This is a genomic window from Aminobacterium sp., assembly GCF_034926885.1.
Lineage (GTDB): Bacteria > Synergistota > Synergistia > Synergistales > Aminobacteriaceae > Aminobacterium.
This window is the reverse complement of record NZ_JAYFQR010000003.1, coordinates 1-24,956: the sequence shown is the minus strand read 5'-3', so window position 1 is coordinate 24,956 and position 24,956 is coordinate 1. Positions and strand designations below refer to the sequence as shown.

General features: G+C 42.5%; 25 protein-coding genes and 1 tRNA gene. 24 read left to right on the top strand and 2 right to left on the bottom strand.

What is annotated here, in order from left to right; all coding sequences use genetic code 11:
- The first annotated feature begins 26 nt into the window (after nt 1–26).
- The 7 genes from VB083_RS01810 (at nt 27) to VB083_RS01780 (ending at nt 6,245) form a co-directional block, all read left to right on the top strand.
- The gene (locus VB083_RS01810) at nt 27–1,190 is read left to right on the top strand and encodes an ATP-binding protein (protein ID WP_213701180.1); all 1,164 of its coding nucleotides are present in this window, start codon (nt 27–29) and stop codon (nt 1,188–1,190) included.
- A 1-nt stretch (nt 1,191) separates the two neighbouring features.
- Nucleotides 1,192–1,845, top strand: coding sequence for a response regulator (locus tag VB083_RS01805; protein WP_213699434.1), 654 nt, complete (start codon nt 1,192–1,194; stop codon nt 1,843–1,845).
- Nucleotides 1,846–1,998: 153 nt separating this feature from the next.
- Nucleotides 1,999–3,276, top strand: coding sequence for a glycine/sarcosine/betaine reductase component B subunit (locus VB083_RS01800; RefSeq protein ID WP_213699433.1), 1,278 nt, complete (start codon nt 1,999–2,001; stop codon nt 3,274–3,276).
- A gap of 37 nt (nt 3,277–3,313) precedes the next feature.
- Complete coding sequence (locus VB083_RS01795; protein ID WP_213699432.1) at nt 3,314–4,366, top strand: glycine/betaine/sarcosine/D-proline family reductase selenoprotein B; 1,053 nt, start codon at nt 3,314–3,316, stop codon at nt 4,364–4,366.
- Between the two features lie 66 nt (nt 4,367–4,432).
- Nucleotides 4,433–4,597 carry a hypothetical protein gene (locus tag VB083_RS01790; RefSeq protein ID WP_213691054.1) on the top strand — a complete coding sequence of 55 codons (165 nt, stop codon included), beginning with the start codon at nt 4,433–4,435 and terminating at the stop codon, nt 4,595–4,597.
- 11 nt (nt 4,598–4,608) lie between these two features.
- Nucleotides 4,609–4,758, top strand: a complete 150-nt coding sequence (locus tag VB083_RS01785) for a hypothetical protein (RefSeq protein ID WP_213691055.1) — start codon at nt 4,609–4,611, stop codon at nt 4,756–4,758.
- Nucleotides 4,759–4,781: 23 nt separating this feature from the next.
- Nucleotides 4,782–6,245 (top strand): sodium:solute symporter family transporter, encoded by a 1,464-nt coding sequence (locus VB083_RS01780; protein WP_213699431.1) that lies wholly within the window; start codon nt 4,782–4,784, stop codon nt 6,243–6,245.
- 66 nt (nt 6,246–6,311) lie between these two features.
- On the opposite strand, the gene VB083_RS01775 is transcribed toward VB083_RS01780, so the two are convergent.
- Complete coding sequence (locus VB083_RS01775) at nt 6,312–8,495, bottom strand: methyl-accepting chemotaxis protein (protein WP_323401633.1); 2,184 nt, start codon at nt 8,493–8,495, stop codon at nt 6,312–6,314.
- 240 nt (nt 8,496–8,735) lie between these two features.
- Between VB083_RS01775 and VB083_RS01770 the strand changes: the two genes are divergently transcribed.
- From VB083_RS01770 to VB083_RS01725, 10 genes are all read left to right on the top strand, one after another.
- Nucleotides 8,736–9,239: a ribonuclease H-like YkuK family protein gene (locus tag VB083_RS01770; protein ID WP_213690277.1), complete on the top strand. Its 504-nt coding sequence runs from the start codon at nt 8,736–8,738 to the stop codon at nt 9,237–9,239.
- A 36-nt stretch (nt 9,240–9,275) separates the two neighbouring features.
- Nucleotides 9,276–10,658, top strand: coding sequence for an amidohydrolase (locus tag VB083_RS01765; RefSeq protein WP_213695151.1), 1,383 nt, complete (start codon nt 9,276–9,278; stop codon nt 10,656–10,658).
- Nucleotides 10,659–10,707: 49 nt separating this feature from the next.
- The gene (locus VB083_RS01760; RefSeq protein ID WP_307879974.1) at nt 10,708–11,016 is read left to right on the top strand and encodes a UxaA family hydrolase; all 309 of its coding nucleotides are present in this window, start codon (nt 10,708–10,710) and stop codon (nt 11,014–11,016) included.
- A complete protein-coding gene (locus VB083_RS01755) occupies nt 11,013–12,170 on the top strand; it encodes a UxaA family hydrolase (RefSeq protein WP_213690274.1) in 1,158 nt (385 codons plus the stop codon). The genes VB083_RS01760 and VB083_RS01755 overlap by 4 nt, the downstream gene beginning before the upstream one ends.
- A 67-nt stretch (nt 12,171–12,237) precedes the next feature.
- The gene (locus tag VB083_RS01750) at nt 12,238–13,488 is read left to right on the top strand and encodes a glycerate kinase type-2 family protein (protein WP_213701178.1); all 1,251 of its coding nucleotides are present in this window, start codon (nt 12,238–12,240) and stop codon (nt 13,486–13,488) included.
- Between the two features lie 39 nt (nt 13,489–13,527).
- Complete coding sequence (locus VB083_RS01745; RefSeq protein ID WP_213690272.1) at nt 13,528–14,958, top strand: aminopeptidase; 1,431 nt, start codon at nt 13,528–13,530, stop codon at nt 14,956–14,958.
- A gap of 108 nt (nt 14,959–15,066) precedes the next feature.
- Nucleotides 15,067–16,506 carry an FAD-dependent oxidoreductase gene (locus tag VB083_RS01740; RefSeq protein WP_213690279.1) on the top strand — a complete coding sequence of 480 codons (1,440 nt, stop codon included), beginning with the start codon at nt 15,067–15,069 and terminating at the stop codon, nt 16,504–16,506.
- A 55-nt stretch (nt 16,507–16,561) separates the two neighbouring features.
- Nucleotides 16,562–16,753, top strand: a complete 192-nt coding sequence (locus tag VB083_RS01735) for a 4-oxalocrotonate tautomerase (RefSeq protein ID WP_213690271.1) — start codon at nt 16,562–16,564, stop codon at nt 16,751–16,753.
- A 27-nt stretch (nt 16,754–16,780) separates the two neighbouring features.
- Complete coding sequence (locus VB083_RS01730) at nt 16,781–17,089, top strand: hypothetical protein (RefSeq protein WP_374047596.1); 309 nt, start codon at nt 16,781–16,783, stop codon at nt 17,087–17,089.
- A gap of 17 nt (nt 17,090–17,106) precedes the next feature.
- Complete coding sequence (locus tag VB083_RS01725; RefSeq protein WP_213690269.1) at nt 17,107–18,063, top strand: ArsA family ATPase; 957 nt, start codon at nt 17,107–17,109, stop codon at nt 18,061–18,063.
- A 9-nt stretch (nt 18,064–18,072) separates the two neighbouring features.
- On the opposite strand, the gene VB083_RS01720 is transcribed toward VB083_RS01725, so the two are convergent.
- The gene (locus VB083_RS01720) at nt 18,073–18,579 is read right to left on the bottom strand and encodes a hypothetical protein (RefSeq protein WP_213690268.1); all 507 of its coding nucleotides are present in this window, start codon (nt 18,577–18,579) and stop codon (nt 18,073–18,075) included.
- 80 nt (nt 18,580–18,659) lie between these two features.
- Between VB083_RS01720 and VB083_RS01715 the strand changes: the two genes are divergently transcribed.
- The 7 genes from VB083_RS01715 to VB083_RS01685 all read left to right on the top strand — a co-directional run bounded on the left by VB083_RS01715 (nt 18,660) and on the right by VB083_RS01685 (nt 24,757).
- Nucleotides 18,660–19,112: a YhcH/YjgK/YiaL family protein gene (locus VB083_RS01715; RefSeq protein ID WP_213690267.1), complete on the top strand. Its 453-nt coding sequence runs from the start codon at nt 18,660–18,662 to the stop codon at nt 19,110–19,112.
- A 33-nt stretch (nt 19,113–19,145) separates the two neighbouring features.
- Nucleotides 19,146–20,720 (top strand): carbon-nitrogen hydrolase family protein, encoded by a 1,575-nt coding sequence (locus tag VB083_RS01710; protein WP_213701177.1) that lies wholly within the window; start codon nt 19,146–19,148, stop codon nt 20,718–20,720.
- A gap of 1 nt (nt 20,721) precedes the next feature.
- Nucleotides 20,722–21,198, top strand: a complete 477-nt coding sequence (gene tadA, locus VB083_RS01705; RefSeq protein WP_307879976.1) for a tRNA adenosine(34) deaminase TadA — start codon at nt 20,722–20,724, stop codon at nt 21,196–21,198.
- 135 nt (nt 21,199–21,333) lie between these two features.
- The gene (gene rbr / locus VB083_RS01700) at nt 21,334–21,870 is read left to right on the top strand and encodes a rubrerythrin (protein WP_213690265.1); all 537 of its coding nucleotides are present in this window, start codon (nt 21,334–21,336) and stop codon (nt 21,868–21,870) included.
- Nucleotides 21,871–22,058: 188 nt separating this feature from the next.
- Nucleotides 22,059–22,151, top strand: a tRNA-Ser gene (locus VB083_RS01695).
- A 322-nt stretch (nt 22,152–22,473) separates the two neighbouring features.
- The gene (locus VB083_RS01690; protein WP_323401632.1) at nt 22,474–23,679 is read left to right on the top strand and encodes a hypothetical protein; all 1,206 of its coding nucleotides are present in this window, start codon (nt 22,474–22,476) and stop codon (nt 23,677–23,679) included.
- The gene (locus VB083_RS01685; RefSeq protein WP_213690263.1) at nt 23,666–24,757 is read left to right on the top strand and encodes a pyridoxal phosphate-dependent aminotransferase; all 1,092 of its coding nucleotides are present in this window, start codon (nt 23,666–23,668) and stop codon (nt 24,755–24,757) included. Before VB083_RS01690 ends, VB083_RS01685 begins: the two co-directional genes overlap by 14 nt.
- The last annotated feature ends 199 nt before the right edge of the window (nt 24,758–24,956 follow it).

The window sequence follows — 24,956 nt, the reverse complement described above, 5'->3', positions numbered from 1 at the left end:
TTTTTAAAGACTAAGGAGGAAGTTTCTTGAAAGGGCGAACATTACAAGAAGTATGGGAGCAGTGCCAAAATACATGTCCTTCCTGTGCTCATCTCTATAAACATATAGAAAATCAATATCATAGAGTTTTAGAGAATCTATTTGAACCCTTTGCTCTTTATCAGATTGTTTATGACGATGAGGGGATTCCTATAGATGCTAAATTCTTACATGTTAATCCAGTATATGAAGAGTATTTTCGTTTCCCGAGAGAATATCTTATTGGCAAAACGTTTAAAGAGATATGGAGCGCCTCTGGAGATTGGCTAAAAAACATTCTTGATGCAGCTGTATCGAAGGAAACATGTTGCTGTGAGGGATTCAGCGAGGAGTGCTCCAGCCATATGAGGGGTATTGCCTTTCCCGTTTTGCCCGATAAGGTGGCCGTTCTTTTTTGGGATCTCTCTGATCTGAAAAAGTCGGAAAAAGCTCTTGCTTTTAGTAAAGATCGACTTCATCAATATCGTGAAGAACTAAGACAGCTTGTAATACAGCTTTCTCTTTCAGAGGCGTTAACCAGAAGAAAAATAGCTTCTGAAATTCACGATAAAATGGGCTATTCCTTTGTAAATCTCATTCAGCATTTTGAAAAGATGAAGCCGTTGCTTTCTTCAAAAGAAGCAGAAGATGAGTTGAATGCAGCCACTGTCCTTGTTGAAAATGTTCTTCACGAAATGAGAAATCTTACCTTCCAGATAAGCTCGCCAGTACTTTATGAAGTAGGATTAGGAGCAGCTTTGAAAGCATTAGGAGAGTCTATTTTTGAAAATCACAATATCCACTTTTCCTACGATGGAAAGCTTTCTGATCAGGGTATCGATGATAATGTATGTGTTCTTCTTTACCAGATGGTTAAAGAACTTTTCGTCAATGTTATAAAGCATGCAAAGGCTCAGAATGTAAGTGTATTACTTCGTAGAGGACGCGAAATGGTGCGTGTGATCGTAGAAGATGACGGCATTGGGTTTTCTCACCCATTTAGCAAGCACAGAAACGACCCCCATCATTTTGGTCTTTTCAGCATTCGAGAGAGGTTGAAATATATTGGTGGGAGCATAGAAATTTATTCGGAACCAGATAAAGGGAGCACCATATATATGACAGCCCCTATTTCTCTTCCCGAAAATACTAAGTCGATGTGGGACGTATAAAATGATAAATGTTTTTCTTGTCGATGATCATAAAATTTTTCTTGATGGCCTCCAGGTTCTTATTTCCAATGAACCGGATATGCACGTTTTAGGAGTGGCCTATTCAGGGCCGCAAGCTCTTGAAATGTTAAAAAATATGGAGGCGCCGGATGTTATTGTTCTCGATATTGCCATGCCTGGTATGAAAGGTGTGGATTTAGCTCGAATTATTCTAAAAGAACGTCCGGCTACAAAAGTAATGGCTCTTTCAATGTATGCCAATAATTACATTATTTCTGAAATGATTAGTGTAGGGGTAAAGGGATATGTTTTAAAAGATTGCACTTCAAAAGATCTTCTTTTGGCTATTCGTGCAATTTCTTCTGGTGGAATGTTTTTCTGCGAGGAAGTCAGTAAGATAATTTCTAAGGATTACACACAGATCATGCAGCAGGGGCCTACTTCTTCAGAAGTAACTTTGACAGAGAGAGAGTTAGATGTTTTAAAGTTGCTTGTTGATGGAAAGAGTGTGAACGAAATCAGTCAAATTTTACACATAAGTAAAAATACAGTTAACTCTCATCGTACCAATATTATGGTGAAGTTGAATTGTGAAACGATAGTTGATCTCATTCGATACTCGATACGCAAGGGGTTTTTCGAATTCGACAAGTAAAAGCTATCCGATTTTTCATCTAGCATTTTCTGCTACTCCATAAATCGCATTTTTTGCTATCTATAAAACGTTGTTACTGCGATGTTAATACGATAACAAACCTCCTATTCTTATAAGCAAGTTTTGGAAACAGAATAGGAGGGACGTACTCTAATGCTGGAATTAGTCAGTAATATCTATGAAGTACGCAGTATTGCTTTTGGAGATAGTACCTTTTATAAAGAAGGGGTATTGTCAATTAACCGTGCAGAAGTCGAAGCTCTCATTCGAGAAGACGAAAATGTGGGAGAAGTTACTCTTTCTTTGACCAAACCCGGAGATTCTGCACGAATAGTTCATGTTTGGGACGTTATTGAACCTAGAACAAAAGTAGATGGCCCGGGTGCGATATTCCCTGGTTGGCTCGATGCCCCCATTAGTTATGCCGAAGGAACAATGAACAGGATGCCTGGCGCTGCAGTCGTTACATGCACAGAGTATTCCCCTGATAGTGATGCTTATACAGTTCAGTGTGAAAGTATCATCGATATGAGTGGTCCTGCCGCAGAAATTTGCCCATATTCTCAGACTAATAATTTAGTTATGGAAATATTACCTCGCGATAAGATGTCAATCCCTGAACACAACAAAATGGTTACCAAGGCAGGTTTAAAGATTGCCAAATATCTTGCAGATGTCACAATTGGCCAGGTTCCTTCAAAAACCGAAACGTATGCCCTCGGTAAAAAAGATCCTAACCTTCCTAATGTGGCTCTGTTACTTGTCGTTTCAGGTTCGACTGCTGCCCTTGATACGTATATCAACGGATTCAGCTGTGTTGGAATAATGCCCACCCTTATTCATCCCAATGAAATTTTGCAGGGGTCTCTTGTTGCAAGTACTGCCCTTGTCGCTTCAATTAAAAACTTTACATACGATTATCAGAATAATGCTCTTATTAATGAACTCTTCAAAGATAACGGAGTTAAACACAACTTCGTAGGTGTTGTTGTTGAGCGAGGCTATGCCTATGAATACGACGATAAAGTTCGCTTAAGTTCCCATGCAGCAAACCTTATACGCCACCTTGAAGCCGATGGAGTCATTATTACCAGTGAAGGTGGTGGCAATATATTGTTGGAAACCATGCTTGCATGTCGTGAGTGTGAGGAGAGAGGCATTAAAACAGCTATTGTTATGTCAGAGTTCTGTGGCCATCAAGGAACTGGTTCTCCCTTCGTAGACTCGGTTCCCGAAGCTGATTTGATCGTAAGCACGGGAAACACGGAAGAGCTTATGGAATTCCCCGAAATGGAAGTTGCATATGGCGGAAAAACATGGATAGCTACTGATGTCCCCAGTAATAAAGCAATTAAGCGTAGTATTTACGACACTGTAGCAAGCGCTAACTCCATGTTGGGACATGCCAAACTCAAGGCCTACGACTATTAGTTTAAAAACAAATATTAACAATAAGGAGCTGTAAAATATGGCTGATCAGATAAAAGTTGTTTTCTATATGAACCAGTTTTTTGCTGGAATTGGCGGAGAAGAGAAGGCTGACCAGATTCCTATCGAACTTGAAGAATTGAAAGGACCTGCGTTAGCTTTATCGCAAGTTATAAAAGAGAGTAATGCTGAGATAGTCAAGACAGTTGTATGCGGAGATAGCTTTTTTGGTGAGAATGAGGAGCAGGCAAAAAAAGAGCTTCTTGGCATGATAAAAGCGGCTTCTCCTGATATTTTCTTGGCTAGCCCTGCCTTTGGTTCTGGCAGGAATGGTGTTGCTACTGCGTCAATTTGTAGTGCTGTCACTCAAGAATTGGGAATTCCTGCCGTAACGGCTATGTATCCCGATAACCCTGGTTCGGAGCTTGTATATCCTGCCTATGCTTTGCCCACATCGAATAGAGCAGAAAAGATGATTAACGTTTTGGAGGATATGTGGAATTTCGCCTTAAAGGTGAAAGACGGTGAAGTGAGAGGGAGCGCTGCACGTGAAAATTACATTCCCCGTGGCGTAAGAAAAAATGAAGTTGATGAGTCTACTGCCGCAGAGAGGGTTCTTCCCCTTTTGCTTTCTAAGATCAAAGGAGAAGCTTATGTAACTGAGGTTGCTCTTCCCAAACATGACGCAGTTGAAGCTCCTAAGCCAGTGACCAACATGAAGAAAGCAACTTTGGCTCTGGTAACAGAAGGAAGTCTGGTTCCTTTCGGTAACCCTGATAAACTCGAATCCTGGTGGGGAGAACACTGGTACAAATATTCCATTGAAGGTTTGGATGATTTCGAGAAAGGAAAATACGAGACTATACATGCCGGTTTTGAAAATGCCAATATTGACGATGATCCAGACAGATTACTTCCCCTTGACGTGGCCCGTATAGCAGAGAAGGAAGGCCGCATTGGCAAACTATTTGACATTTATCTCACTACAACAGGTATGGAAACGGCTACGAGTTCCGCTAAAAGAATGGGCCGCGAGATGGCAGAATTTTTAAGATCTGAAGGTGTAGATGCAGCTATTGTAACTGGAACCTGAGGAACTGGTACGCGTTGTGGATCAACGCTTGCAAAAGAAATTGAGCGCGTAGGAATTCCTACAGTTATGATAACAGCCATGCCTGGGATCGCAGAAAGGATAGGCTGTCATAGAGTTGTAAAGGGTGTTGCCATAAATAACCCGACAGGAGATGCGCGTCTTGCACGCGAAGAAGAACTTGTACAGAGAAAGAAGATTTTAGACGCATCTTTAGAGCTACTCGAAAAATAGGAGGCTTCAAAATGTCGACGGTATGTGGAATACCAAGCAGTATCTTTTGGATAATGCTTTTAGGAGGGCCTGGCGCGATTCTTTTCTCTTTAGTACTTATTAACTCTACATGGTGGAAAAAGCTTGTAAATAAGTATTATACGATTGACATGAAAGATTAACTTTCTGAAGGAGGTGACAAGAAATGGCAATTCAATGGCCTATTGTAGCTGCTGTTGCTTGCTTCCTTATGTTACTCGCAGGAGTAGGTGTTTTTGTAAAAAAGAAAGTAACGACAGATGAAGACTATCTTGTCGGAGGAAGAAGCGTAGGTCCTGTATTTACAGCAGTCTCTTTTTGTGTTGCCTACTATAGCACCGTTGCCGTTATTGGATGCCCTGCAATGTACTATCTTTACGGAATGGGGTACGCCTCGCTTGAACTTTTAGCAAATACATGGATTGTTGGAATCTTGTTATTTGTTGTTTTAGGACTCCGGATGAGAGTTGTTTCCGAAAGGGCCAACGTAGTGTCTCTCCCTGGGTTTCTGGCTGTTCGTTTTGAATCTGAGACATTACGTTTAGTGAGTGCGTGTATTATCGCCATTTTTGTAATTCCATATGGAGTAGCTGTTTTGAAAGGTATAGGAGATGCTCTAAAAATTCTTGCGGGTATTCCTTATCTTTTGACAGTTGTAGTTATATGTATAACGGCTTTGATTTATATGGTGACAAGTGGATATTGGGGGGTTGTTCGGACAGACCTCATCCAAGGAAGCGTTATAATGGCTGCTTTGCTTTGCACAATTCCACTTGTTTTTAAAAGCTTAGGTGGAGTTGGTCAGGCTTTAGAAGTAGCCAAAACGATTGATCCTGACTTATTGGGTATACCCGGACCTTTGCCGTGGGGACTTCTTTTCAGTTACTCTTTTGTATGGGGGCTTGTTGCTTTTGGGCAACCCCAATTAGTAACGAAATTTATTGCCCTGAAAGATGCAAAATCTGTAGGTATGACGATTTTTATTAGTACTGTATGGATGTCGCTCTTTTTGATTGCAGCTACGGTAATAGGGTTTGGAGGCCGTTTAATATTTGGAGATCAATTTATTAATAATCCTGACTTGGTCAGCCCTTCCGTTGCTAAGTTGGGGCCCAAATTTATCGTAATGCTCTTCAGTTGTGGAGTTGTAGCAGCAGGGCTAACGTCGTTAGCAGCTCTTGTTTTGACTTCTGCTACGGCAATTTCCAGAGATTTTTATGAAGATGGTTGGCTTCGCAGACAAAAGAATGCATCTTCTCGTAAGATTAATTCGGTAAAAGTGCACAGACTTTCTGTAGGAGCGATTATTATTATCACTCTTCTTTTATCCATCCGTCCATGGTCTTTTGTCTGGCAGCTATCTGTAGCTGGAGCAGGGAGTATGGCCGCTGCCTTCACAGCTCCGTTGCTTATAGGAATATATTGGAAAAGGGCAACAAAAGAAGGGTGCCTAGCTTCAATCCTTGGCGGAACAATAGTTACAACTCTTTGGTATCTTTTGAAACTCGAGTATTTCCATCCATATATACCAGGAATGATTGTTTCTATAGTTCTTTTCATCGTAGTTTCTCTTATGACAACACCGCCATCAGAGGCAACGATAAAGAAGATGTTCCCTTTTAAGGCTTAACGTTTAACGATGATGAAAAAAGAGAGACGTATCTGTTTTTAATACGTCTCTCTTTACCTTTCTTAGCTATTCAGCTATCTTGCTCAGTGCTTTTGTTGTGTTTCTTTTATCGACCTTGAATTTTGCCATAGTGGCCTTCAAACGCTCAGCCCCTTCTGAAAGGCCTTGAGATTCTGTAGCTACTTGTTCTCCAGCCTTGGCAGTCTCTTCAGATGACTGGCGAATCGCTTCTACCGACTGCACAATCTGAACAGTGGATTGCGTAACCTGGTCAATCCCCGCAGCCATTTCTTCAGAGGATGCCGCCTGTTCCTGGGCTGTTGCCGCAATGCTTTGCATAATATCGTTAACCTGAGCGATTTCCCTCATGGCTTCCTGAAGCTGGGCTTTTGCCTTTTCAGATCGTGTAATGGTCTGTTCCACAACGCCATCGACTTTTCCCATGGAAGTGAGAGCATTCTTTGTTTGAGATTGCAAGTTGCTGATAAGTGTTTCAACTTCTCCCGCCGCTTTACTGGATTCTTCAGCCAGTTTTCGAACCTCTTCAGCGACCACGGCAAATCCGCGACCGGCATCTCCAGCTCTGGCTGCTTCAATGGCAGCATTGAGGGCAAGCAGGTTCGTCTGATCAGCGATTGTTTGGATAGTAGTGACAAATCGAGTAATTGTTTCAACCGCTTCTGAGACGGCGTTCATACTTGCAGCGGTTTCCTTTGATTGAAGTCCGATATTGCGTATCTCTTCAACGGCTATATTGACTTCCTGCGTTGCTTGTTCACTTCTCTGTGTTGTCCGAGCAGTGGCTTCGGCACCTTCTGTCGCAGATTTAGCCGCACTGGAAGCGCTGGAGCTGACTTCCTCAACACCTGCATTTGTTTCTTCTACAGCTGCACTGGTTGTCTCTGATAGGGTAGCAACCTGATCGACAGAAGCCTTGACTTCTTCCATGGACGCCACAGACTCTTCTGAAAGAGCGGCAAGAGCTTCTGCGCTTGATCCAAAGTTTTCCGCTTCTTCTTGAAGATTCTCAACCATGGCCGTTAAATTGCTTTGAAGGCTTGCCATGGAGTGGAGCATTTCGGCGATCTCGTCTTTGGATTTCGTCATGTAGCGTTCCAGCCATATAAGGGATGTGTCTTTCGTAAAGTCAAGGTTACCGAACTGTTGTAGCATTTTAGATACGCCGTTGATTGGCCTGACGATGGAACGGGTAATCCATAGAATGATAACGGCCAATAAGAGCATTCCGATTGCAGCTGCAATAATCATATTGCGAACCATAACGATAGCTGCTTTTTGTACGTGAGACATGGGAACGAGAATATTGAGGCTCCAAGCTGTAGTGGAAGCACCAAACTTGATGGGAGAGTAAATCTTATAGGCTTCTTCTCCAAGTGCCGCGGAGTGCCCAACTGTCGCCATGAATTGTCCCTTTTTTATACTCTCTGCTATAGATCCCATATTTTCAAGGTCATTACGCATTGCCATATTTTTACCAATGAGGTTTGCATCTTTATGATATACGGTAGTTCCATCATTAGCGTATAAGGAAGCCACGCCATTCCCAACGATTTTTAAGTTCTTGACGATATTTTGAACAGCGGCCAGATCAATATCCATACCGACGACGCCTGCCACCCTGCCATCTATAAAAATAGGAGTTGCTAGGCTGGTTATGAACTCTTCGTCGTTTTTCTGTCCAGTATAGTTATAATAGTAAGGGTTCATAATTTCAGATTTCCCAGATCGTTTCGGGAGCAGGTAAAAATCACCATTACCTTCAGTGCTTAACATACTTTCAGTCATATCATATGACCGTTGCACCTGATTTCCTCTTTTTACAAGAGTAGCCATAAAACGACCTGTTTCATGGAATCCATCTCTTTCTATATACATGGCGTCCATTCCATCAAAAGCGTTAGGTTCGAAGGCAACCCATGTAGTAAACGCCAAGGGGGTTTCCTCAAGAACGCATTCAATCATTTTCAGCAGGTTTTGACGGGCATTCGGTGATTGACGATCCATTCCGGAAATGATCTTTGCAAGCGCCTCTGTTGTAATAAGGCCTTCATCAATTTCAGCAGAAATGGCATAAGCCGCAGATTGTGCCGTTTCTTCCACAAGAGCTTTTGTTCCATCAAGTGTTGCTTGATGAACCTTAAAGGCAATGAAAGAAATCAGAGAAGCAAAAATGAGCGTGACGGTACCTAGTGTGAGTAAAAGTATTTTCCCTTGGAGCTTAAGTTTCAAAGTGTAATCCCCCTTAACTATTTTATAATATTGGTCTTTTTGTTTTAAATTAACATTAATAATAATTAATAAATCTCGATTATTGTTAAGGTTTTTATTAAAAGAGATGTAGATTCATTTATAAGGCAAAATAGCTAAATATCCATGAGTATTCAGAATTATGTATACGGGGTACAAGGTGCCTTTTTAATCAGGATAATTGCCTGGTTTTATGAAAATCTCAGTAAGGAGGGGCGTATATTGAGGAGTCCAACATGGGGTCGTTTATCATTAGATGAAAGTATTGCCAAGATTATGAAATTCGTAAGTGCAGACAATCATTCTCAGTATCGATTTATAATAGGTACGGATTCCCAGGTGTATAAAAAACAGAGAGTGGTCTTTGTCTCTACCATAATCGTTCATCGTATAGGGTTCGGAGCTATTTGTTTTTATGAGAAAAAAGTAAAAATCAAGAAATATTCTCTACGCGAGAGGATGTTTACAGAGGTTTTTTTAAGCCTTGATCTGGCAACCCGTTTTTTAAATGCAATTAAGGAACACCATTGCGCGTTATACAATGCTATGGATGACCTTGAAATTCACGTTGATGTAGGGGAGCATGGAGCTACTCGTGACCTTATAAATGCCGTGACAGGTATGGTTAAAGGATGTGGTTTCCTATGTTGCACCAAACCTGATGCATGTGGAGCCAGTTCTGTTGCTGATCGTTTCGCTAAAATATCTGGTCCTCTTACTGCCTGATCTTTAGATCTTTAACGATGAAAGGAGTCGTCGTACATGAATAAAAATGAAGTATGGAGCTGGATTGACTCAAATCAGGATAATTTCGTTGATATGGCTCGTTCCATTTGGGAGAACCCGGAATTAGGGTACAAAGAAACCTTTGCGTCAGAACTCCAAAAGAAGTTCCTTTCAAAAGAGGCATTTACTATCCGCCCCGTTGAAGACATGCCAACCGCTTTTATTGCAGAATGGGGCAGTGGTTCGCCTATAGTTGGACTGCTTGGCGAATTTGATGCCTTAGATGGCTTGTCTCAAAAAATCGGTACACAAAGGGAACCTGTGCAAGAAGGCGCTCCTGGGCACGGATGCGGACATAACCTTCTGGGAGTGGCTTCCCTTGCTGCAGCCTGTTCTATCAAAAAAGCTATGGAAAATGGAGAAGTAAAAGGAACGATACGTTACTATGGATGTCCTGCTGAAGAGCTGCTTTCTGGCAAGGTCTTTATGGCTGAACGCGGAGTCTTTGACGATCTTGATGTGTGTCTTGCATGGCATCCAGGTTCGATAAATACTGTTATAGGTTCCACCTTGTCAGCGATGGCCTCTGTACGCTTCTCTTTTAAAGGAGTCTCTGCCCATGCTGCCGGAGCCCCTGAAGCTGGGCGAAGTGCTCTTGATGCTGTAGAACTCATGAATGTAGGGGCCAATTATCTTCGAGAGCACTTAATTGATGGAACGCGGTTGCATTATGTAATAACTGATGGCGGGAAAATGCCGAATATCGTTCCTGACAGAGCCTCGGTCTGGTATTACCTTCGAGGGCCTCGAAAAAGTGATGTTGAGCATATCTGGAAACGTCTTCTCAATATAGGTAAAGGTGCAGCTCTTATGACGGAAACAGAAATTTCATACGTCGTGGAAGCTGGCTGTTATGATACAGTCCCCAACAAGACCCTTAATCAGCTTTTAGAGAAAAATCTCATGACGATCGGTGGTATCGATTTCGATGCGGAGGAGAAGGAATTGGCCAAAACCTTGTTTTACTCAATTCCCGAGGGCCAAAGAGAAACAAGCTTGAGACAGTGTCCTCAAACTCTTCGCGATAATAAATTCCTTTGTGAAGAAGCTGTTGAATGTTTCGATGAAGGCAGACAGATTATGGGGTCTACCGATGTCGGTGATGTAAGTTATATTGCCCCCACATCTATGCTTTCTGCAGCAACTTGGCCTCTTGCCACTCCGGCTCATTCTTGGCAGGCTGCCTCAGCATCCGGTTCTTCTTTGGGAATGAAAGGAATGCTTCTTGCCGCAAAAGTATTGGCAGGTGCTGCTTTCGACCTTATGTCAGATGGCGGCTCACTCGTTGAGGAAGCCCAAACAGAATTTAAAAAACTTGAATTAGACGCATATAAGCCACTCTATAAAGCATTGCATTAGTAAACATTCCGGTATCCTGTGCGCGGGTCATAGTGAAGGAGTGATGGTTGTGAAAGATCACGTGAAAAACGCTTTGGTTATCAAAGAATTTGATAATGTAGCTACAGCTTTACAAAACCTGAGCGAGGGCGACACTGCCTGTTATGAAGTGGATGGCGTTCTTCGAACCCTGCGCTTGAAACAAAATATTTCTTTCGGGCATAAATTTGCTATACGGCAAATTGAAGAGGGAGAAGGAGTTGTGAAGTATAGCGAAGTTATTGGCAGAGCTACTCAGAGAATTGAAGCGGGGGAGCATGTTCACATACACAACCTGGAAAGCCTCAGAGGCCGTGGCGATTGGGAGGTGCAAGCATGAACATTCAAGGGTATAGACGTAAAAATGGAGACGTAGGAATCCGTAACCATATAGCGGTTATCCCTGCATCTGTTTGTGCCAGCACTGTAGCTCAACGAATAGCGAGTCAGGTTGAGGGAGCCATTGCCTTGCCGAACCAACATGGCTGCGCTCAGATTAAACCGGACCTTGAAATAACGGCTAGAACTCTTGCGGGGCTTGGAAAAAACGGAAATGTTGCTGCGGTTTTAGTTGTGGGGTTAGGGTGCGAAGGCCTTCAGGCCGACTGGTTAGCCGAGGAAATAGCTAAGACAGGCAAACCTGTTGAGTCTCTAATTATACAAAAATGTGGTGGAACCCTTAAAGCTCAGGAACAGGGATTGCGTATAGCAAGAGCTATATCACAAGAAGTTTCTCTCTATAAAAAAGAAGACATTCCTGTGAGTTCGCTTATTTTAGGCTTGGAATGCGGAGGATCAGACGCTACTTCGGGGCTGGCTGCCAACCCTGTTCATGGCTATGTCTCCGACAGACTTATCTCTATGGGAGGAACATCAATTCTTTCTGAAACAACAGAACTTATTGGTGCCGAACACATTCTGGTCAAGAGAGCAGTTTCTCCAGAAGTAGCAAAAAAGCTTCTTCATATTGTGGCCCGATGTGAAGCAAGAGCTAAAACTATGGGCGTTGATCTACGGGGAAGCCAGCCGACTCCCGGAAATATTGAGGGTGGTCTGACTACTATTGAAGAGAAATCTCTTGGCTGCATCTATAAAGGTGGAACAAGCCCCTTACAAGGTGTTCTTGAATATGCGGAAAGCCCTACAGGCCGAGGACTTTACGTAATGGATACTCCCGGTCAGGATGTTGAGTCTATTACTGGCATGGTGGCAGGTGGAGCTCATATTGTTATCTTTTCTACCGGACGGGGTACCCCCACTGGATTCCCCCTTGCTCCTGTTATCAAAATTACAGGGAATCCTCATACCTATCTCATGATGGAAGAAAACATCGATATTAATGCAGGAACAATTATTACTGGTAATGAAAGCATTTCTGATGTTGGAGAAAGGGTCTGGAAGGAAATAGTTCAGGTATGTGACGGAAAACGTACGAAAGCAGAGGCTTTACAACATATGGAATTTGGAATATATAAGCTTACTTCAACATTTTAAAACTAAAAACTCGATGGCAAAAAATCAATAAAGAGAAGCATCACCTATTTACAACAGGGGGTTAACTATGACACTTCGCGATGATGCTCATGAAATTATTAAATATGCTATAGATGCAGTATTACCTGAATATGCCGTTCAGGAGCAGCTTCGAAAGAAGCCGTGTAAAGGCAGGGTAATTCTTGTCTCCATAGGAAAAGCGGCGTGGAGAATGGCGAAGGCCGCAGTAGATATATTGGGCGATCAGGTGGTGCAGGGTATAGTCATCACCAAATACAATCACAGTCAAGGCCCCATTCCCCATCTTGTTGTACGAGAAGCAGGACACCCCCTGCTTGATGAAAATTCATTGGAAGCTACATCGGAAGCCCTTCAGATGACACAGAATCTTACTGCCAATGATGAGGTTCTTTTTTTAGTCTCAGGTGGAGGTTCGGCACTTTTCGAAAAGCCTAAAGAGGGCGTATGTCTCGGAGATTTCGTTGATATTACAGATCAAATGCTTCGTTGTGGAGCTAACATCGTTGAGATCAATATGATCCGCAAACGACTTTCCGCCGTAAAGGGTGGTCAGTTTGCCAAATGGGTGGCTCCAGCTACAATTTATTCTATTGTTCTTTCAGACGTTTTGGGCGATCGGCTCGATAGCATAGCATCCGGACCAGCCTATCCCGATTCCACAACGTCAGCACAGGCGCTAGATATTATCTCTCGCTACAAAATTGATGTAAAACCTGAATTAATCGAAATACTGAAAGAAGAAACGCCGAAAGCTATAGATAACGTAGAGACATTTATTACGGGAAGTGTCAGAACCCTTTGCGACAAGGCAGCTGAAAAAGCTACAGAGTTGGGCTATCAGTCGTATATACTTACCACAACTCTCCAGTGCGAGGCCAAAGAGGCAGGTAGTTTTTTGGCATCAATAGCCGTGGAAGAAAGTGAATTCTGCCGCCCTGTAAAGCTTCCATGTGCCATTATTCTGGGAGGAGAAACAGTTGTACATCTAAAGGGAAAGGGAAAAGGTGGACGAAATCAGGAGATGGCTCTTGCTGCCGCTTTAAACATTCAGGGTATGCCGAATATTGTGTTTGCTTCTGTTGGATCTGATGGCACAGATGGCCCTACAGATGCAGCAGGAGGCATTGTTGATGGTCAAACTGTTCAAAAAATACGTGAAAGCGGAGGGAATCCTTACGCTCTTCTTGAAAACAATGATGCTTATAATGCTTTAGAAATGTGTAACTCGCTCATAAAGACAGGGCCTACAGGCACAAATGTGAACGATCTTACAGTCCTTTTAGTGAAAGATGTATAATAAACGGTATTATTTTGTCTAAAGCGGGAGGCATTACGTGTGAAAAACCGAGATGTAGAAGCTAAATATCGGGAAAAGGGTTTTTATTCTTTCTCCAGTGCCTGGGAAAAGATTCAGGAAGAAGAGAGAAAACAGGTTTTCGCTTTAGCCGAAGACTATAAGCTCTTCCTTGACAATGGAAAAATCGAACGGGAATGTGTAGAACAGATTGTTTCTATGGCCCGGGTGGCTGGATTTGTCGACCTTGAAGAAATGATTCAGGCTGGTAGACGTCTGGAGCCGGGCATAAAAGTAATGGCGGTAAATCGCAACAAGGCCGTGGCGCTCTTTGTCATAGGTAAAAAGTCGCTTTCAGAAGGGCTCTACATTGTGGGCAGTCACATAGATTCGCCTCGCCTTGACCTGAAACCTCAGCCTCTTTATGAAGATTCAGGACTAGCTTTACTGAAAACCCATTACTATGGTGGAATCAAGAAGTACCAATGGGCAACACTTCCTTTGGCAATTCATGGCGTCTTTGCCAAAAAAGATGGAAGCATCGTTCATCTCAATATTGGAGAGAGGGAAGACGATCCCTTGTTTGTTATTAGCGATATACTTCCTCATCTGGGCAAAGCTCAGGCCTCCAAAACAATGAGCGAAGGCATTTCCGGTGAAAATTTGAATGTAATTCTTGGTCATATTCCTGTAAAAGACGATGATATTAAAGAAAAGGTAAAACTCGGAGTACTCCAGATATTGACGGCAAAATACGGAGTGGATGAAGCCGATTTTACCTCTGCCGAAATAGAAATAGTTCCGGCTGGCAGATCTCGTGATGCAGGGCTTGATCGTGGCTTGATCTTAGCCTATGGTCACGACGACAGGTCATGTGCCTTTGCTTCTTTACGAGCTATCCTCGATGTTGAACATCCTGTATATACGGCATCGGCTCTTTTTGTAGATAAAGAGGAAATTGGCAGTATGGGAAGCACTGGTATGGAATCTGTCTTTTATGAAAACACAGTGGCAGAACTTCTGGCTTTGGAAGGAGAAGGGTATTCAGAGATCAATCTTCGCCGTGCCTTCAGCCACAGCAGAGTTCTCTCTGCCGATGTAGATGGAGCTTTTGACCCCACCTATCCGGAACCCTTCGACAAGCGCAACGCTTCTTTTATGGGAAATGGAGTCGTTGTGCAGAAATACACAGGAAGTCGGGGCAAATATGGATCTAACGATGCCAGTGCAGAATTCGTAGCCTCTATTCGGGCGTTATACGATGAAAATAATGTGGTCTGGCAGACAGGGGAACTGGGAAAGGTTGATGAGGGTGGCGGTGGCACAATTGCCTACATTCTTGCAAACAGAGGAGCAGATGTTATCGACTGCGGCGTTCCCGTTCTATCTATGCACGCTCCGTGGGAACTCATAAGCAAGGTCGACCTTTACATGGCCTGGAAGGGATATAGAGCTTTTTTACAATCGAAATAATAACATGCCCGGTGAAAGCCGGGCTTTTTTTGTAACCTCTTGATATACTCTCTATGGGTATGCTAGAATTAATATATTAAGTTGTCTGATCATTGCGGAGGTGAAATGATGCTTACATTAAAGAAAAGAGTACTGATTATCGGAGGGGGCCCGGGTGGAAGGTTTTCATATATAGCACTTCGACGTATGGGTGAAAAGAGCCTTTCCATTGTGATGAACGAGGATCCTACTGTAATTTGTTCACTTCCTTATGGTGTTGGGAGAAAGCTTGTTCCAGGTGGCCCCGAAGAAGAAGTGGTTGATTTGGCGAACTCTGATCGTTTGCCGCCTGAGATTGTTGAAGATGCTATTCGCGGCGTCGTCACCGAACTTGATGCAGAGAATCATATCGCAAGGGGAACGAGTACAGGTGGTCCCTTTGAAATCCATTTTGAGAAAGTATTGCTTGCACCCGGTGCAGTTCCCTGGCTTCCTTCAGTAAAGGGCCTTTTATTAGATTCAGATAGAGAAGGGCAGAAACGAGACCTGACGGAAATTATGGTTGGACGTGAATATGTTTCTAAAGAAAGATTGGCAGAAAATATCTTTGTTATGCGTGGAGCAGACGATGCCCGTGCACTTGATGTCTTTGCAGAAAAAAGCGACAAAGCAGTCGTTGTTGGCAGTGGAGCTATAGGATTAGAAGTTGTGGAGGCTCTTCACGATAGAGGACTAACTGTTACATTGGTTGAAGCTTTGCCGCACCTTATCGCGGCCATGGATAAAGATATGGCCGAAAAAGTCAGTAATCGCCTTTCTGAATCAGGTGTTTCTGTTTATAGAAATATGCAGCTGACAGAAGTCAAATCAGACAGGGTTGTACTCTCTGATGGCACGGAGATAGAGACTGATGGCGTTATTTTTGCAACAGGTGTTCGTCCTAACATTAAGTTGGCTCAAAGTGCAGGATTATCTATTGAGCGGGGTATCGTAGTCAACGAAAATATGCAGTCGTCCCATCCCAATATATATGTTGTTGGTGACGCCGCTCAAATCAGCGATGCTGTTACAGAACGTCCTATATTGCCTCTTATTGGAACTCTTGCTATGCGTCAGGGGCTTGTTGCCTCTGCTAATATTATGGGGAAAAACATGTCTTTGCCACCTGCAACAGTCTGGGGGCTAAGTGCCATTTTCGATCTTCATTGGGGAAGTGTGGGGTGGACTGAGGAATTGGCTAACGCGTCGGATATTCCGGTATTTTCTCTCACTTTGCCATATCGCACACGAGAAAAAGCTATGCCCAACGGGAAAGAAGGACTCTGGAAAGTTGTCGTTTCCGCATCTGACGAAAAAGGACTGAAAAAAGGACAGATTATTGGTTTCCAGATTGTCATTGACGGGGAATCCCCTCTCTTTTTAACGGAACGTTTTATCGATATTATTACCCGAAGGGAAACTATTACTGATTTATTTTCTCACTATTTCGTCCATTCTCCTTATCATAATACAGTTGAAGATCCTTACCTTATGCTGCTCTTTACTGCTCAGGAAGCGATGACTCATTAAAAAAGAGTATAATACATAATAGTTAGACTTTTACATAAAGTAAGGGGGATTTATCATGCCAATAGTGAACGTTCATATTCTTGAAGGACGAACAGTAGAGCAAAAGCGACGACTTGTAAATGAAATGACTCAGACGATATGTTCATGTCTTGATGTGCCGGCTGAAAAGGTTCGTATCATAATAACAGACATGAAAAAATCTGACTTTGCTGTAGCAGGAGTATTGGCCTCAGATAGAGATAAGTAATCTTTAATTAAAATAGAGGTGTCTATAATGTTTAGCGAAGAAGACGAAAGAAAACAAGAAACTTTTCTTTCGAAAGTCCTTTTTTGGTCAAAAGCCTTTACCCACGGAACATTTGTTGATAAAAGAATGGCTGTTGTCAGAAAAGAGGCTTTTGACGTCAATGACAACCTGATGTTGCTCTTGTTTGGCGATTTTTTGGGAATTCCCAATCCCATTTCATACTATATGCTCGAAATACTTCCTTACTTTGCTGAAGACCTTGTTGCATGGGAACGTAGAATGCAAAATCGTAAGTTTATTATTGCTGAAAAAGCATCGCAATATGACTTCGACTAAGGGAGGCTTCTCTTTCAATGGTCTATCGTGTAAAGCGACAGTTTATATTTTTTGGCGGAAAAGGTGGAACAGGGAAAACCACATGTGCGGCGGCATACGCTTACGCCCTTTCTCAACAGGGGGTAAAAACCCTGGTTGTTTCTACTGATCCTGCTCATTCTCTTGCTGATGCCTTCGATCACCCCATAGGTCTGGATGTTGTTCGTATCGAAGAAAATCTTTGGGGTATTGAAATAGATGCGGAAGAAGAAGCCAAAAAATATATGAAAGCGATTCAAGATAAAATGCTTCATATTGTCAGTGCTGTTATTGTCGACGAAATAAAGCGTCAGATAGAAATAGCCTATATGTCCCCAGGGGCAGAAGAAGCTGCCATATTTGACAAGTTTATAGAGCTTATGGAATCCATCGGGAAACCTTACGATGCAATTGTTTTTGATACGGCTCCTACAGGGCATACCTTGCGGCTCCTTACGTTGCCCGAAATATTAGGAGTCTGGATCGAGCATCTTATAGAAAAACGGGCCAATGCCATGGAACTCATGAAGGTCGCTGCTAAATACGACAAAGAATTGCAAGAAAAAATAAAAGAAGATCCCATAATAGAAACCCTGCAAAAGCGACGGGATAAATTTACCTTAGCTCGAAAAATCTTGACTGATCGTGAAAATACGGCTTTTTACTTTGTGCTCAATGCAGAAAAACTTCCGATTATAGAGACGAAGAGGGCCATAGAAATATTGCAAAAGCACAATATTGGTATTGGCGGTGTTGTCGTTAACAAGGTTATACCGGAAGAAGCGGGGCCTTTTTTTGAAAAACGCCGCATTGCTCAGGAACAGTATCTTCTCCAAATAGATGAATTATTTGGATCTTTGGGGGTAACCCACGTACCTATGCTTGATTCGGATATTCAAGGTCTTGAACAGCTTAATCAGATAGGTCCGTTTATTCTCAAGCTCGATGAAATATAATAGAAATTGCTATGATTTGATGTAAGATAAAGCCAGTTCTTTTAATTCGGGGATGATTTTAGATATCCATTGATCGTCGATATGTTTATCAAACGAATCGACTTCAATTACTCGTCCCCAATGGTAAGGTGCATCTGTAGCGGGAAGCATGGATCCGTTATAGATGACATAATCCTGATAGATAAGCCATGTTAAAGATTGATTCTCAATAATTCCGCCATCGACCTTATTGAGATTTTCATCATATTTTTCCCAACGCTCTGGCCCATAGGTATTTCCGAGAAAAATAAAGGCGCTTCCATCTTCTTTTAGAGCGATAAGAGAATGTTTTAGATTTGAATCTATAAAAATATGGTGAATTCCCCAAAAGGGAGGATTAAAAACAGTGAGCCTCTTAGCGCGGCTCCACTCGGTGACTTTATGTGCATCACGTGCTCTTCTGACAATGTCACTTGCTGAGAGGGGAACAGTAGATTTCTTTTGAATTCCAAAGATACGAAGCAGTTTAGATAGCATAAGCAACGCTCCTTTCTTCTTTTTTCGGGGGATATTGTAACATTTTTAAAAGAATAAGGGACAGATGGGGAGTGGTAGAGATGATATTTGATACTTTAAGTAATGCGTCGACATATTTTTGTTTGGGAGAACGTTTCAAAAAAGCTTTTGATTTCCTCGAAGATTTAAAGGTCGTTGCTCTTGAAGATGGGAAGTATGAAATTGAGGGAACGTCTATATTTGCTATTATTCAGTCTTCCACGACAAAGCCTAAAGAAGCTCAAGTATGGGAAGCCCATAAAAAATATGCAGACATTCAATGCCTTCTTTCCGGTTCGGAATGGTTAGGCTATGCTCCAATAGAGACAATGAAATTAGCTCTCCCTTATGATGACGTGCGGGATTTTGCCTTGTTTGATGGGGAAGGGGCCTATTTTCAGACTCACCCCGGTTGGTTTTCACTCTTTTTCCCCCATGACGTACACAAAGGATGTGTTGCTCTCAAAACCCCGAGTCGCATTAGGAAAATAGTTGTAAAAGTCGAGATGGGGTAAAAGAAGAGGAGTAAAGACAAAGGAGGGAAGACTATGTTTCGTGTTGCCTGCGTGCAGATGGACGCTCGAAATGTGAGCCAATACGAGCAGACAGAACGAGAAATACTACAATGGATCGATAGTCTGTGTAGTGAAGAGGATGTTGATCTTATCGTCTTTCCTGAATGTACTTGGCCCGCCTATTATCTTGGCGAAAACGAGGAAGCCGCTGCATTGGCCTTAAAGCATACTCATGCAGTGATAGAAGAAGTGGCGAAACGAGCAGTTCATTATGGCGTCCACATAGCCATGGGACTCTACGTGGAAGAAGAGGGAACTTTGCGAAATGCTGGAATTCTTTGGGGGCCGGAAGGTGAAGAGCTAGGACGGGTTTATAAATCAAATCTTTGGCACTTCGACGAGAAATATGTCAAAGCAGGAACAACTTTCCCTGTCATGAAAACTCCCTTAGGAAATTTGGGAATGATGATATGTGCCGATGGAAGAGCTCCTGAAATAGCGCGTATAATGACTGAAAAAGGTGCGAATGTCATCATCGATATGGCAAATCTCATGTCTTCAGCCTCCGACCCGGCCCTTTTGAATAATCCTCAAATCGAGTATATGCTTCCGACACGAGCGTTTGAAAATGGAGTTTGGATTATTCTATGCGATAAAGCAGGCCTTGAATCTTACACAGCCATGAATACGGGCAGAAGCTGCGTTATCAATCCGTTGGGGCACATTGTCGGAGAATCTCCATCAGACACGAGTGAAGCTCTTATTGCCGTAATAGATACGGAAATGGCGTCATTTCCTCTTCCAGAGAAAGGAAACAGGTGTTTTTCAAGATTAATAGACCCAACGGAAGATTTGCCAGTTACTGCATATATGAAAGAACCTGTATGTTTGCCTGATTCTGGCATCCTTTCTTCTGTGGCGTATTTTTCAGCAGAAAATATGGAACACTATATTGCCACAGCTTCACGAATGATTCGCATTTTACAAGATCAGGGTTCATCTCTTATTTTGCTGCCATGTTGTGGAAAAAATGAAGATGTAGATAATATAACTCGCCAAATTCGACCTTTGCTGAATCCAGATGTGGTTGTATGTGTAAGTGGCTCTTTAGATGCAGACGGCCACAAAAAAAAGGCAGCTGTAGCTTTTTCGCAAAACAACACGTATGGTCCGGTTTTCTTGGATAATTCATGCCGCCCTGATATTTTTTCTACAGAAGTGGGACGTTTAGGCCTCCTTATTGGAGATGAAATGTTTCTTCCTGAAGTTGCAAGGTGCATGATGTTGGATGGGGCCCAGATGCTTCTCTGGTGCGATTCAAGACGTTATGCTATGACTGAAAAAGTGGCACGTTGTCGTGCTGCCGAGAATAGGGTTTTCCTCATGCGTTCAGGAACAGGAGAAGATGAAGATAACTCTTTTATTGTATTGCCGACAGGAGCGATTAGTGCCGCTACTGTTCCAAAAGTAGAACAGGCAGTCTCAACATATTGCCTTTTGGCAGAGGCATACAGCAAAACGGTAGTGCCGGGCACAGATGTTGTAAGAGGAAGAATACCTTACGTATATAAAGAATTGAAAAATACGCACCGAAAGGAAGATTTATAGATTGCACTTCGATGATCCTGACATTTATTTTATGAAGCAAGCTCTCGAGGAAGCCAGAAAGGGCGCTGAAAATGGAGAAGTTCCAGTAGCAGCTCTTGTAGTTTATGAAGGCCGCATTATAGGTATAGGAAAAAATTACAAACATATAGATCCTACGGCACATGCGGAGATACTTGCTATGCGTGAAGCCTCTCAACATTTGAAACGGTGGAATTTGAACGGCTGTACTCTCTATGTAACCTTGGAACCGTGCCCCATGTGTGCCGGAGCCATTGTATTAGCGCGTATTCAACGTTTGGTTTATGGTGCCTCCGATCCCCGTGCTGGAGCGTGTGGAACGCTATACAATATCGTTCAGGATTCTCGGCTCAATCATAGATGTGACATAAGAAAGGGAGTACTTGCTGAAGAAAGTTCTGAACTCCTTTGGGAGTATTTCAAGAAGAGGAGAAATAATTCTAATAAAGTAAACTCATAATCTTCCTTGCCTGCATACCATACCTGCCATTGTACTATGATATATTCGCAGTATTAGAGTTTGAATTAACTATAAGCATATTGTATAATATATGTGCTTGATTAATTTTAATGTTACATAGAAGGAGGACTTACTATGGACTTGAAAGGTTCTAAAACCGAAGCTAACTTGAGAGAAGCATTTGCAGGAGAGTCACAGGCTAGAAACAAGTACACCTACTATGCCTCTAAAGCCAAAAAAGAGGGACTCAACCAAATAGCAGCCCTTTTTGAAGAGACGGCTAACAATGAAAAAGAACACGCCAAAATTTGGTTCAAATTGTTGCACGACGGAATCCCCACGACAGATGAGAATTTAAAAGATGCTGCTGCCGGAGAAAATTACGAATGGACCGAAATGTATGAGAGCTTTGCTAAAGATGCAGAAGAAGAGGGCTTTACAAAAATTGCATATCTTTTCAAAGCTGTTGCTCAGATAGAGAAAGAGCACGAAGAGCGCTACTTGCATTTACTTAAAAACCTTGAAGAGGGGAAAGTTTTTGTAAGAGAAGATAAAAAGGCATGGAAATGTGCTAATTGTGGCCATATCTATTATGGAGAAAAAGCGCCAGAAGTTTGCCCCGTTTGTGACCATCCCCAGGCTTATTTTGAAATAAAAGCTGAAAATTATTAGAAAAAATAGAGAAGAGGCTCTTGAAAAAAGAGCCTCTTTCTTTTTCATGTACGGTCCAACATGATGCGCGTTATCTCTTTCACTTTACCTGAGTAAACGGAACAAAACTCTGGCTCATCTACTTATGAATCCTTTCATTCCCTAGACATCTACATCTAAAATCGCTATAATGCTCACGTTACGTATCTGGAGGGGTGGCCGAGTGGTCGAAGGCGATCGACTCGAAATCGATTAGGCGGCTAATACCTGCCTCGTGGGTTCAAATCCCACCCTCTCCGCCAGAAAATTATAAGAGAACTCCTGTTTAGACGGGGTTCTCTTTTTTTTAACTTGACGGATATGTGGAAAAGTGGTAATCTTCCCTATCATGAAGAAAACAAAGAAAATTCAAGAAATGCTTACAAGCTGTTTCTTTTATTATTGGTTTAGCGTGGGTCCCTCTCCGGGGGTCGACGCTTAATTGCGTTGATCTTTTAGGGCAGGGCCCCTTTCTTACAAAGAGAGGGGCCCTGTTTTTTTATACTTTTAGAGCGAGAAAAGAGGGTAGGTATTGAGCTCACAGCAATACGTTAACTAATTTACTTGATGAGGACGGTGAAAAGGATGAAAAAGGATGCCCAAGGGGGTTCTATCATCTCTCAACTTTTAGATATTACGCAGGTTAAATGGTTTAGTCGTTGGCTCATGATCGGTTTTATTTGTCAGTCTGTTCTTATTGGTGGCGGTTATGCCACAGGACGAGAACTGGTTGAATTCTTTATGATGAATGGCTTTAAGCAGGGACTATATGGAATGGCTGTTTCCACAGTTTGTTTTGCCCTCGTAGGTATCCTGACCTTTGATTATGCACGAAAGTTCAGACTTTACAATTACCGAAGCTTCTTTCAGAGCCTCTTCCCGGGTGCGACCTGGCTTGTTTTTGAGGTAGGCTATATCTTTCTTGTTGTTCTGGTTGGAGGAATTCTTTCTTCTGCAGCTGGTACCATTCTTCAGCAATGGTTTGGTGTTTCTTACTGGGTTGGAGTCTCCGTTCTTCTTGTAGGAACCTCCTTTCTGCTTTTTGCCGGAGGAAAAGTTATTTCCACCATTCTTTCATACTGGTCTTTCTTCCTTTACGCTGTTATGTTCATTTTCCTCTATTCTACTGTTCGTCATTTTGGTATGGACGGAGTGTTCGGCAGCTTAACGAGAGATCACGGAGTAGCTGCAAACTCGAATTGGATTATGGGAGGAATAAAGTATACCCTTTACAATATGGTGTCATTTGTTCTTGTTCTTTATGCATTAAAAGATACAATTAAAACAAGACGAGACGCAGTAATTAATGGCATTGTCGCCTCTATACTCATGATGATCCCCGCTGTTGTAGAGTACTTGGCTATGGCTCCTACCTATCCATCCGTTTTGCAGGAATCGGTTCCCGTTTTCGGCATCCTTAAAAATGATCTTGGCGGAGGGGTATTACTTTCTGCTTATGTATTGATGCTTTTCGGAACAAGTATTGAAACCATAACAGGTTTTGTCCATGGACTTAATGAACGAATCAATTCTGTCTACCAGGAAAAAGGACGAGAGATGTCTCATCGTATGAGAGGCGTAGTCGGGTTCGTTATATTGATTGTTTGTTTCATTTGTGCAAAAGCAGGGCTCGTTGCACTTATCGCTCGCGGCTATTCCATTATGGCATGGTATTTCCTCGTGGTTATGGTTTTGCCCTTGGCCACAGTTGGACTTATACGTTTGCGTGGAAAAGAGTTGCCATCTGTTTCTGAAAATATAGAGGAGGCGAAGATCCATGTGGAACCCTAAAGTACGTGCTCATCTTCAAGACTTTGACAGAGAGAGTTATATTCACGAATCACACTGTCCCATAGTTTTGAACTGCAACGGACTTGAATCGACGTTGCCCCATGCTCCTGAAGTTGAGGCTTTTATAAAAAATTATGATTGGGTTTCAAATATGTGGAAAACGGGAGATACCTCATATAAAGCCTTGACTGAAGAAATCTGTAATTACTGGAAAGACTTCGCAGACATTAGTGAAGAACAGATAAAAATAGGCTACGGTTCAATGCAGGTTCTTGAGCGGATTAATAAAGTCTTTCTTGATGAGCATGCAACGGTCTTGGGCTATGTGCCACAGTTCGTGGAATATATTACCGAAGTCAGAGTTTCCGGAGCACGTTTTGAAGGCATTGCCATGAGCCCTGAAGATAACTTTACGTTCCATGCCGATTCCCTTCTTGATGCTCTGAACGAGCGTCATACGTTGCTATATATAGATAATCCCAACAATCCAACGGGCCAGCTTATTCCTCTTGATGAAATTGAGGCGCTTGTCTCCAGAGCCCACGAATTAGGTGTTGTAGTTATCGTAGATGAGGCCTATGGCGATTATGCTCCTAAAGAAGCTTCGGCGGTACAGCTTCTACCTCGCTATGAAAATATTATTGTTACGCGAACGTTGACAAAGGGATTCCATTTTGCAGCAACCAGAATTGGGTATGGCATTTTCAGCGGAAGGCTTGGAGAATTTTATGATAAAGGAAACCTCCCCTTTGCGGTTCCGTCGGTAAGCGCTCTTTTGGCACGTGAGGCTCTTCGCGGGGGCTCTGTTTTAGACACTGTTCGCCAGATGATAAAGAAAGAGAAGGAAAGTCTTATCCCTGAGCTTGAAAAGAGAGGGTTTTCCGTGGCTTCCACCTATACATGTTGTCCCATATCTCTTGTCTCTGTAGAAGATCGAGATGTGGATTTGGCCCACCTTTTGGCAGAGAAGGGGATAGAGGTGCGTTCTGGCAAAGATTACCCTCATTTAGGGAAAAATTATGTCAGAATTGCAACTCCGAAAAAAGCGTCAGATTTCTTTGCTTGCCTGGATCGGTAGTGGGATAAAGCGCAACTCCTTAAGATTAACTTTTGTCTAATGTCGAAATTCTTTTTATTTTTGTAAGGGGCCATAGTTTGCTTCCTGATAACGTGATAAAGTGAATGGCGGGAATCCCAGTCCGTACGATTGGCTCCCGCCAATTCAAAGATAAATGGGCTCACCCTGTCCAATAGTAGTGGCGGAATGGAAGTTGCGG

Bases quoted from the DNA above. Each gene is read 5' to 3' on its own strand.
- VB083_RS01720 (WP_213690268.1), bottom strand. From the start codon at position 18,579: ATGCTATCTAAACTGCTTCGTATCTTTGGAATTCAAAAGAAATCTACT.
- VB083_RS01780 (WP_213699431.1), top strand. From the start codon at position 4,782: ATGGCAATTCAATGGCCTATTGTAGCTGCTGTTGCTTGCTTCCTTATG.
- VB083_RS01805 (WP_213699434.1), top strand. From the start codon at position 1,192: ATGATAAATGTTTTTCTTGTCGATGATCATAAAATTTTTCTTGATGGC.
- VB083_RS01740 (WP_213690279.1), top strand. From the start codon at position 15,067: ATGCTTACATTAAAGAAAAGAGTACTGATTATCGGAGGGGGCCCGGGT.
- VB083_RS01795 (WP_213699432.1), top strand. From the start codon at position 3,314: ATGGCTGATCAGATAAAAGTTGTTTTCTATATGAACCAGTTTTTTGCT.
- VB083_RS01690 (WP_323401632.1), top strand. From the start codon at position 22,474: ATGAAAAAGGATGCCCAAGGGGGTTCTATCATCTCTCAACTTTTAGAT.
- VB083_RS01685 (WP_213690263.1), top strand. From the start codon at position 23,666: ATGTGGAACCCTAAAGTACGTGCTCATCTTCAAGACTTTGACAGAGAG.
- rbr (WP_213690265.1), top strand. From the start codon at position 21,334: ATGGACTTGAAAGGTTCTAAAACCGAAGCTAACTTGAGAGAAGCATTT.
- VB083_RS01735 (WP_213690271.1), top strand. From the start codon at position 16,562: ATGCCAATAGTGAACGTTCATATTCTTGAAGGACGAACAGTAGAGCAA.
- VB083_RS01715 (WP_213690267.1), top strand. From the start codon at position 18,660: ATGATATTTGATACTTTAAGTAATGCGTCGACATATTTTTGTTTGGGA.
- VB083_RS01800 (WP_213699433.1), top strand. From the start codon at position 1,999: ATGCTGGAATTAGTCAGTAATATCTATGAAGTACGCAGTATTGCTTTT.
- VB083_RS01725 (WP_213690269.1), top strand. From the start codon at position 17,107: ATGGTCTATCGTGTAAAGCGACAGTTTATATTTTTTGGCGGAAAAGGT.
- VB083_RS01790 (WP_213691054.1), top strand. From the start codon at position 4,433: ATGATAACAGCCATGCCTGGGATCGCAGAAAGGATAGGCTGTCATAGA.
- VB083_RS01785 (WP_213691055.1), top strand. From the start codon at position 4,609: ATGTCGACGGTATGTGGAATACCAAGCAGTATCTTTTGGATAATGCTT.
- VB083_RS01750 (WP_213701178.1), top strand. From the start codon at position 12,238: ATGACACTTCGCGATGATGCTCATGAAATTATTAAATATGCTATAGAT.
- VB083_RS01755 (WP_213690274.1), top strand. From the start codon at position 11,013: ATGAACATTCAAGGGTATAGACGTAAAAATGGAGACGTAGGAATCCGT.
- VB083_RS01730 (WP_374047596.1), top strand. From the start codon at position 16,781: ATGTTTAGCGAAGAAGACGAAAGAAAACAAGAAACTTTTCTTTCGAAA.
- VB083_RS01710 (WP_213701177.1), top strand. From the start codon at position 19,146: ATGTTTCGTGTTGCCTGCGTGCAGATGGACGCTCGAAATGTGAGCCAA.
- VB083_RS01765 (WP_213695151.1), top strand. From the start codon at position 9,276: ATGAATAAAAATGAAGTATGGAGCTGGATTGACTCAAATCAGGATAAT.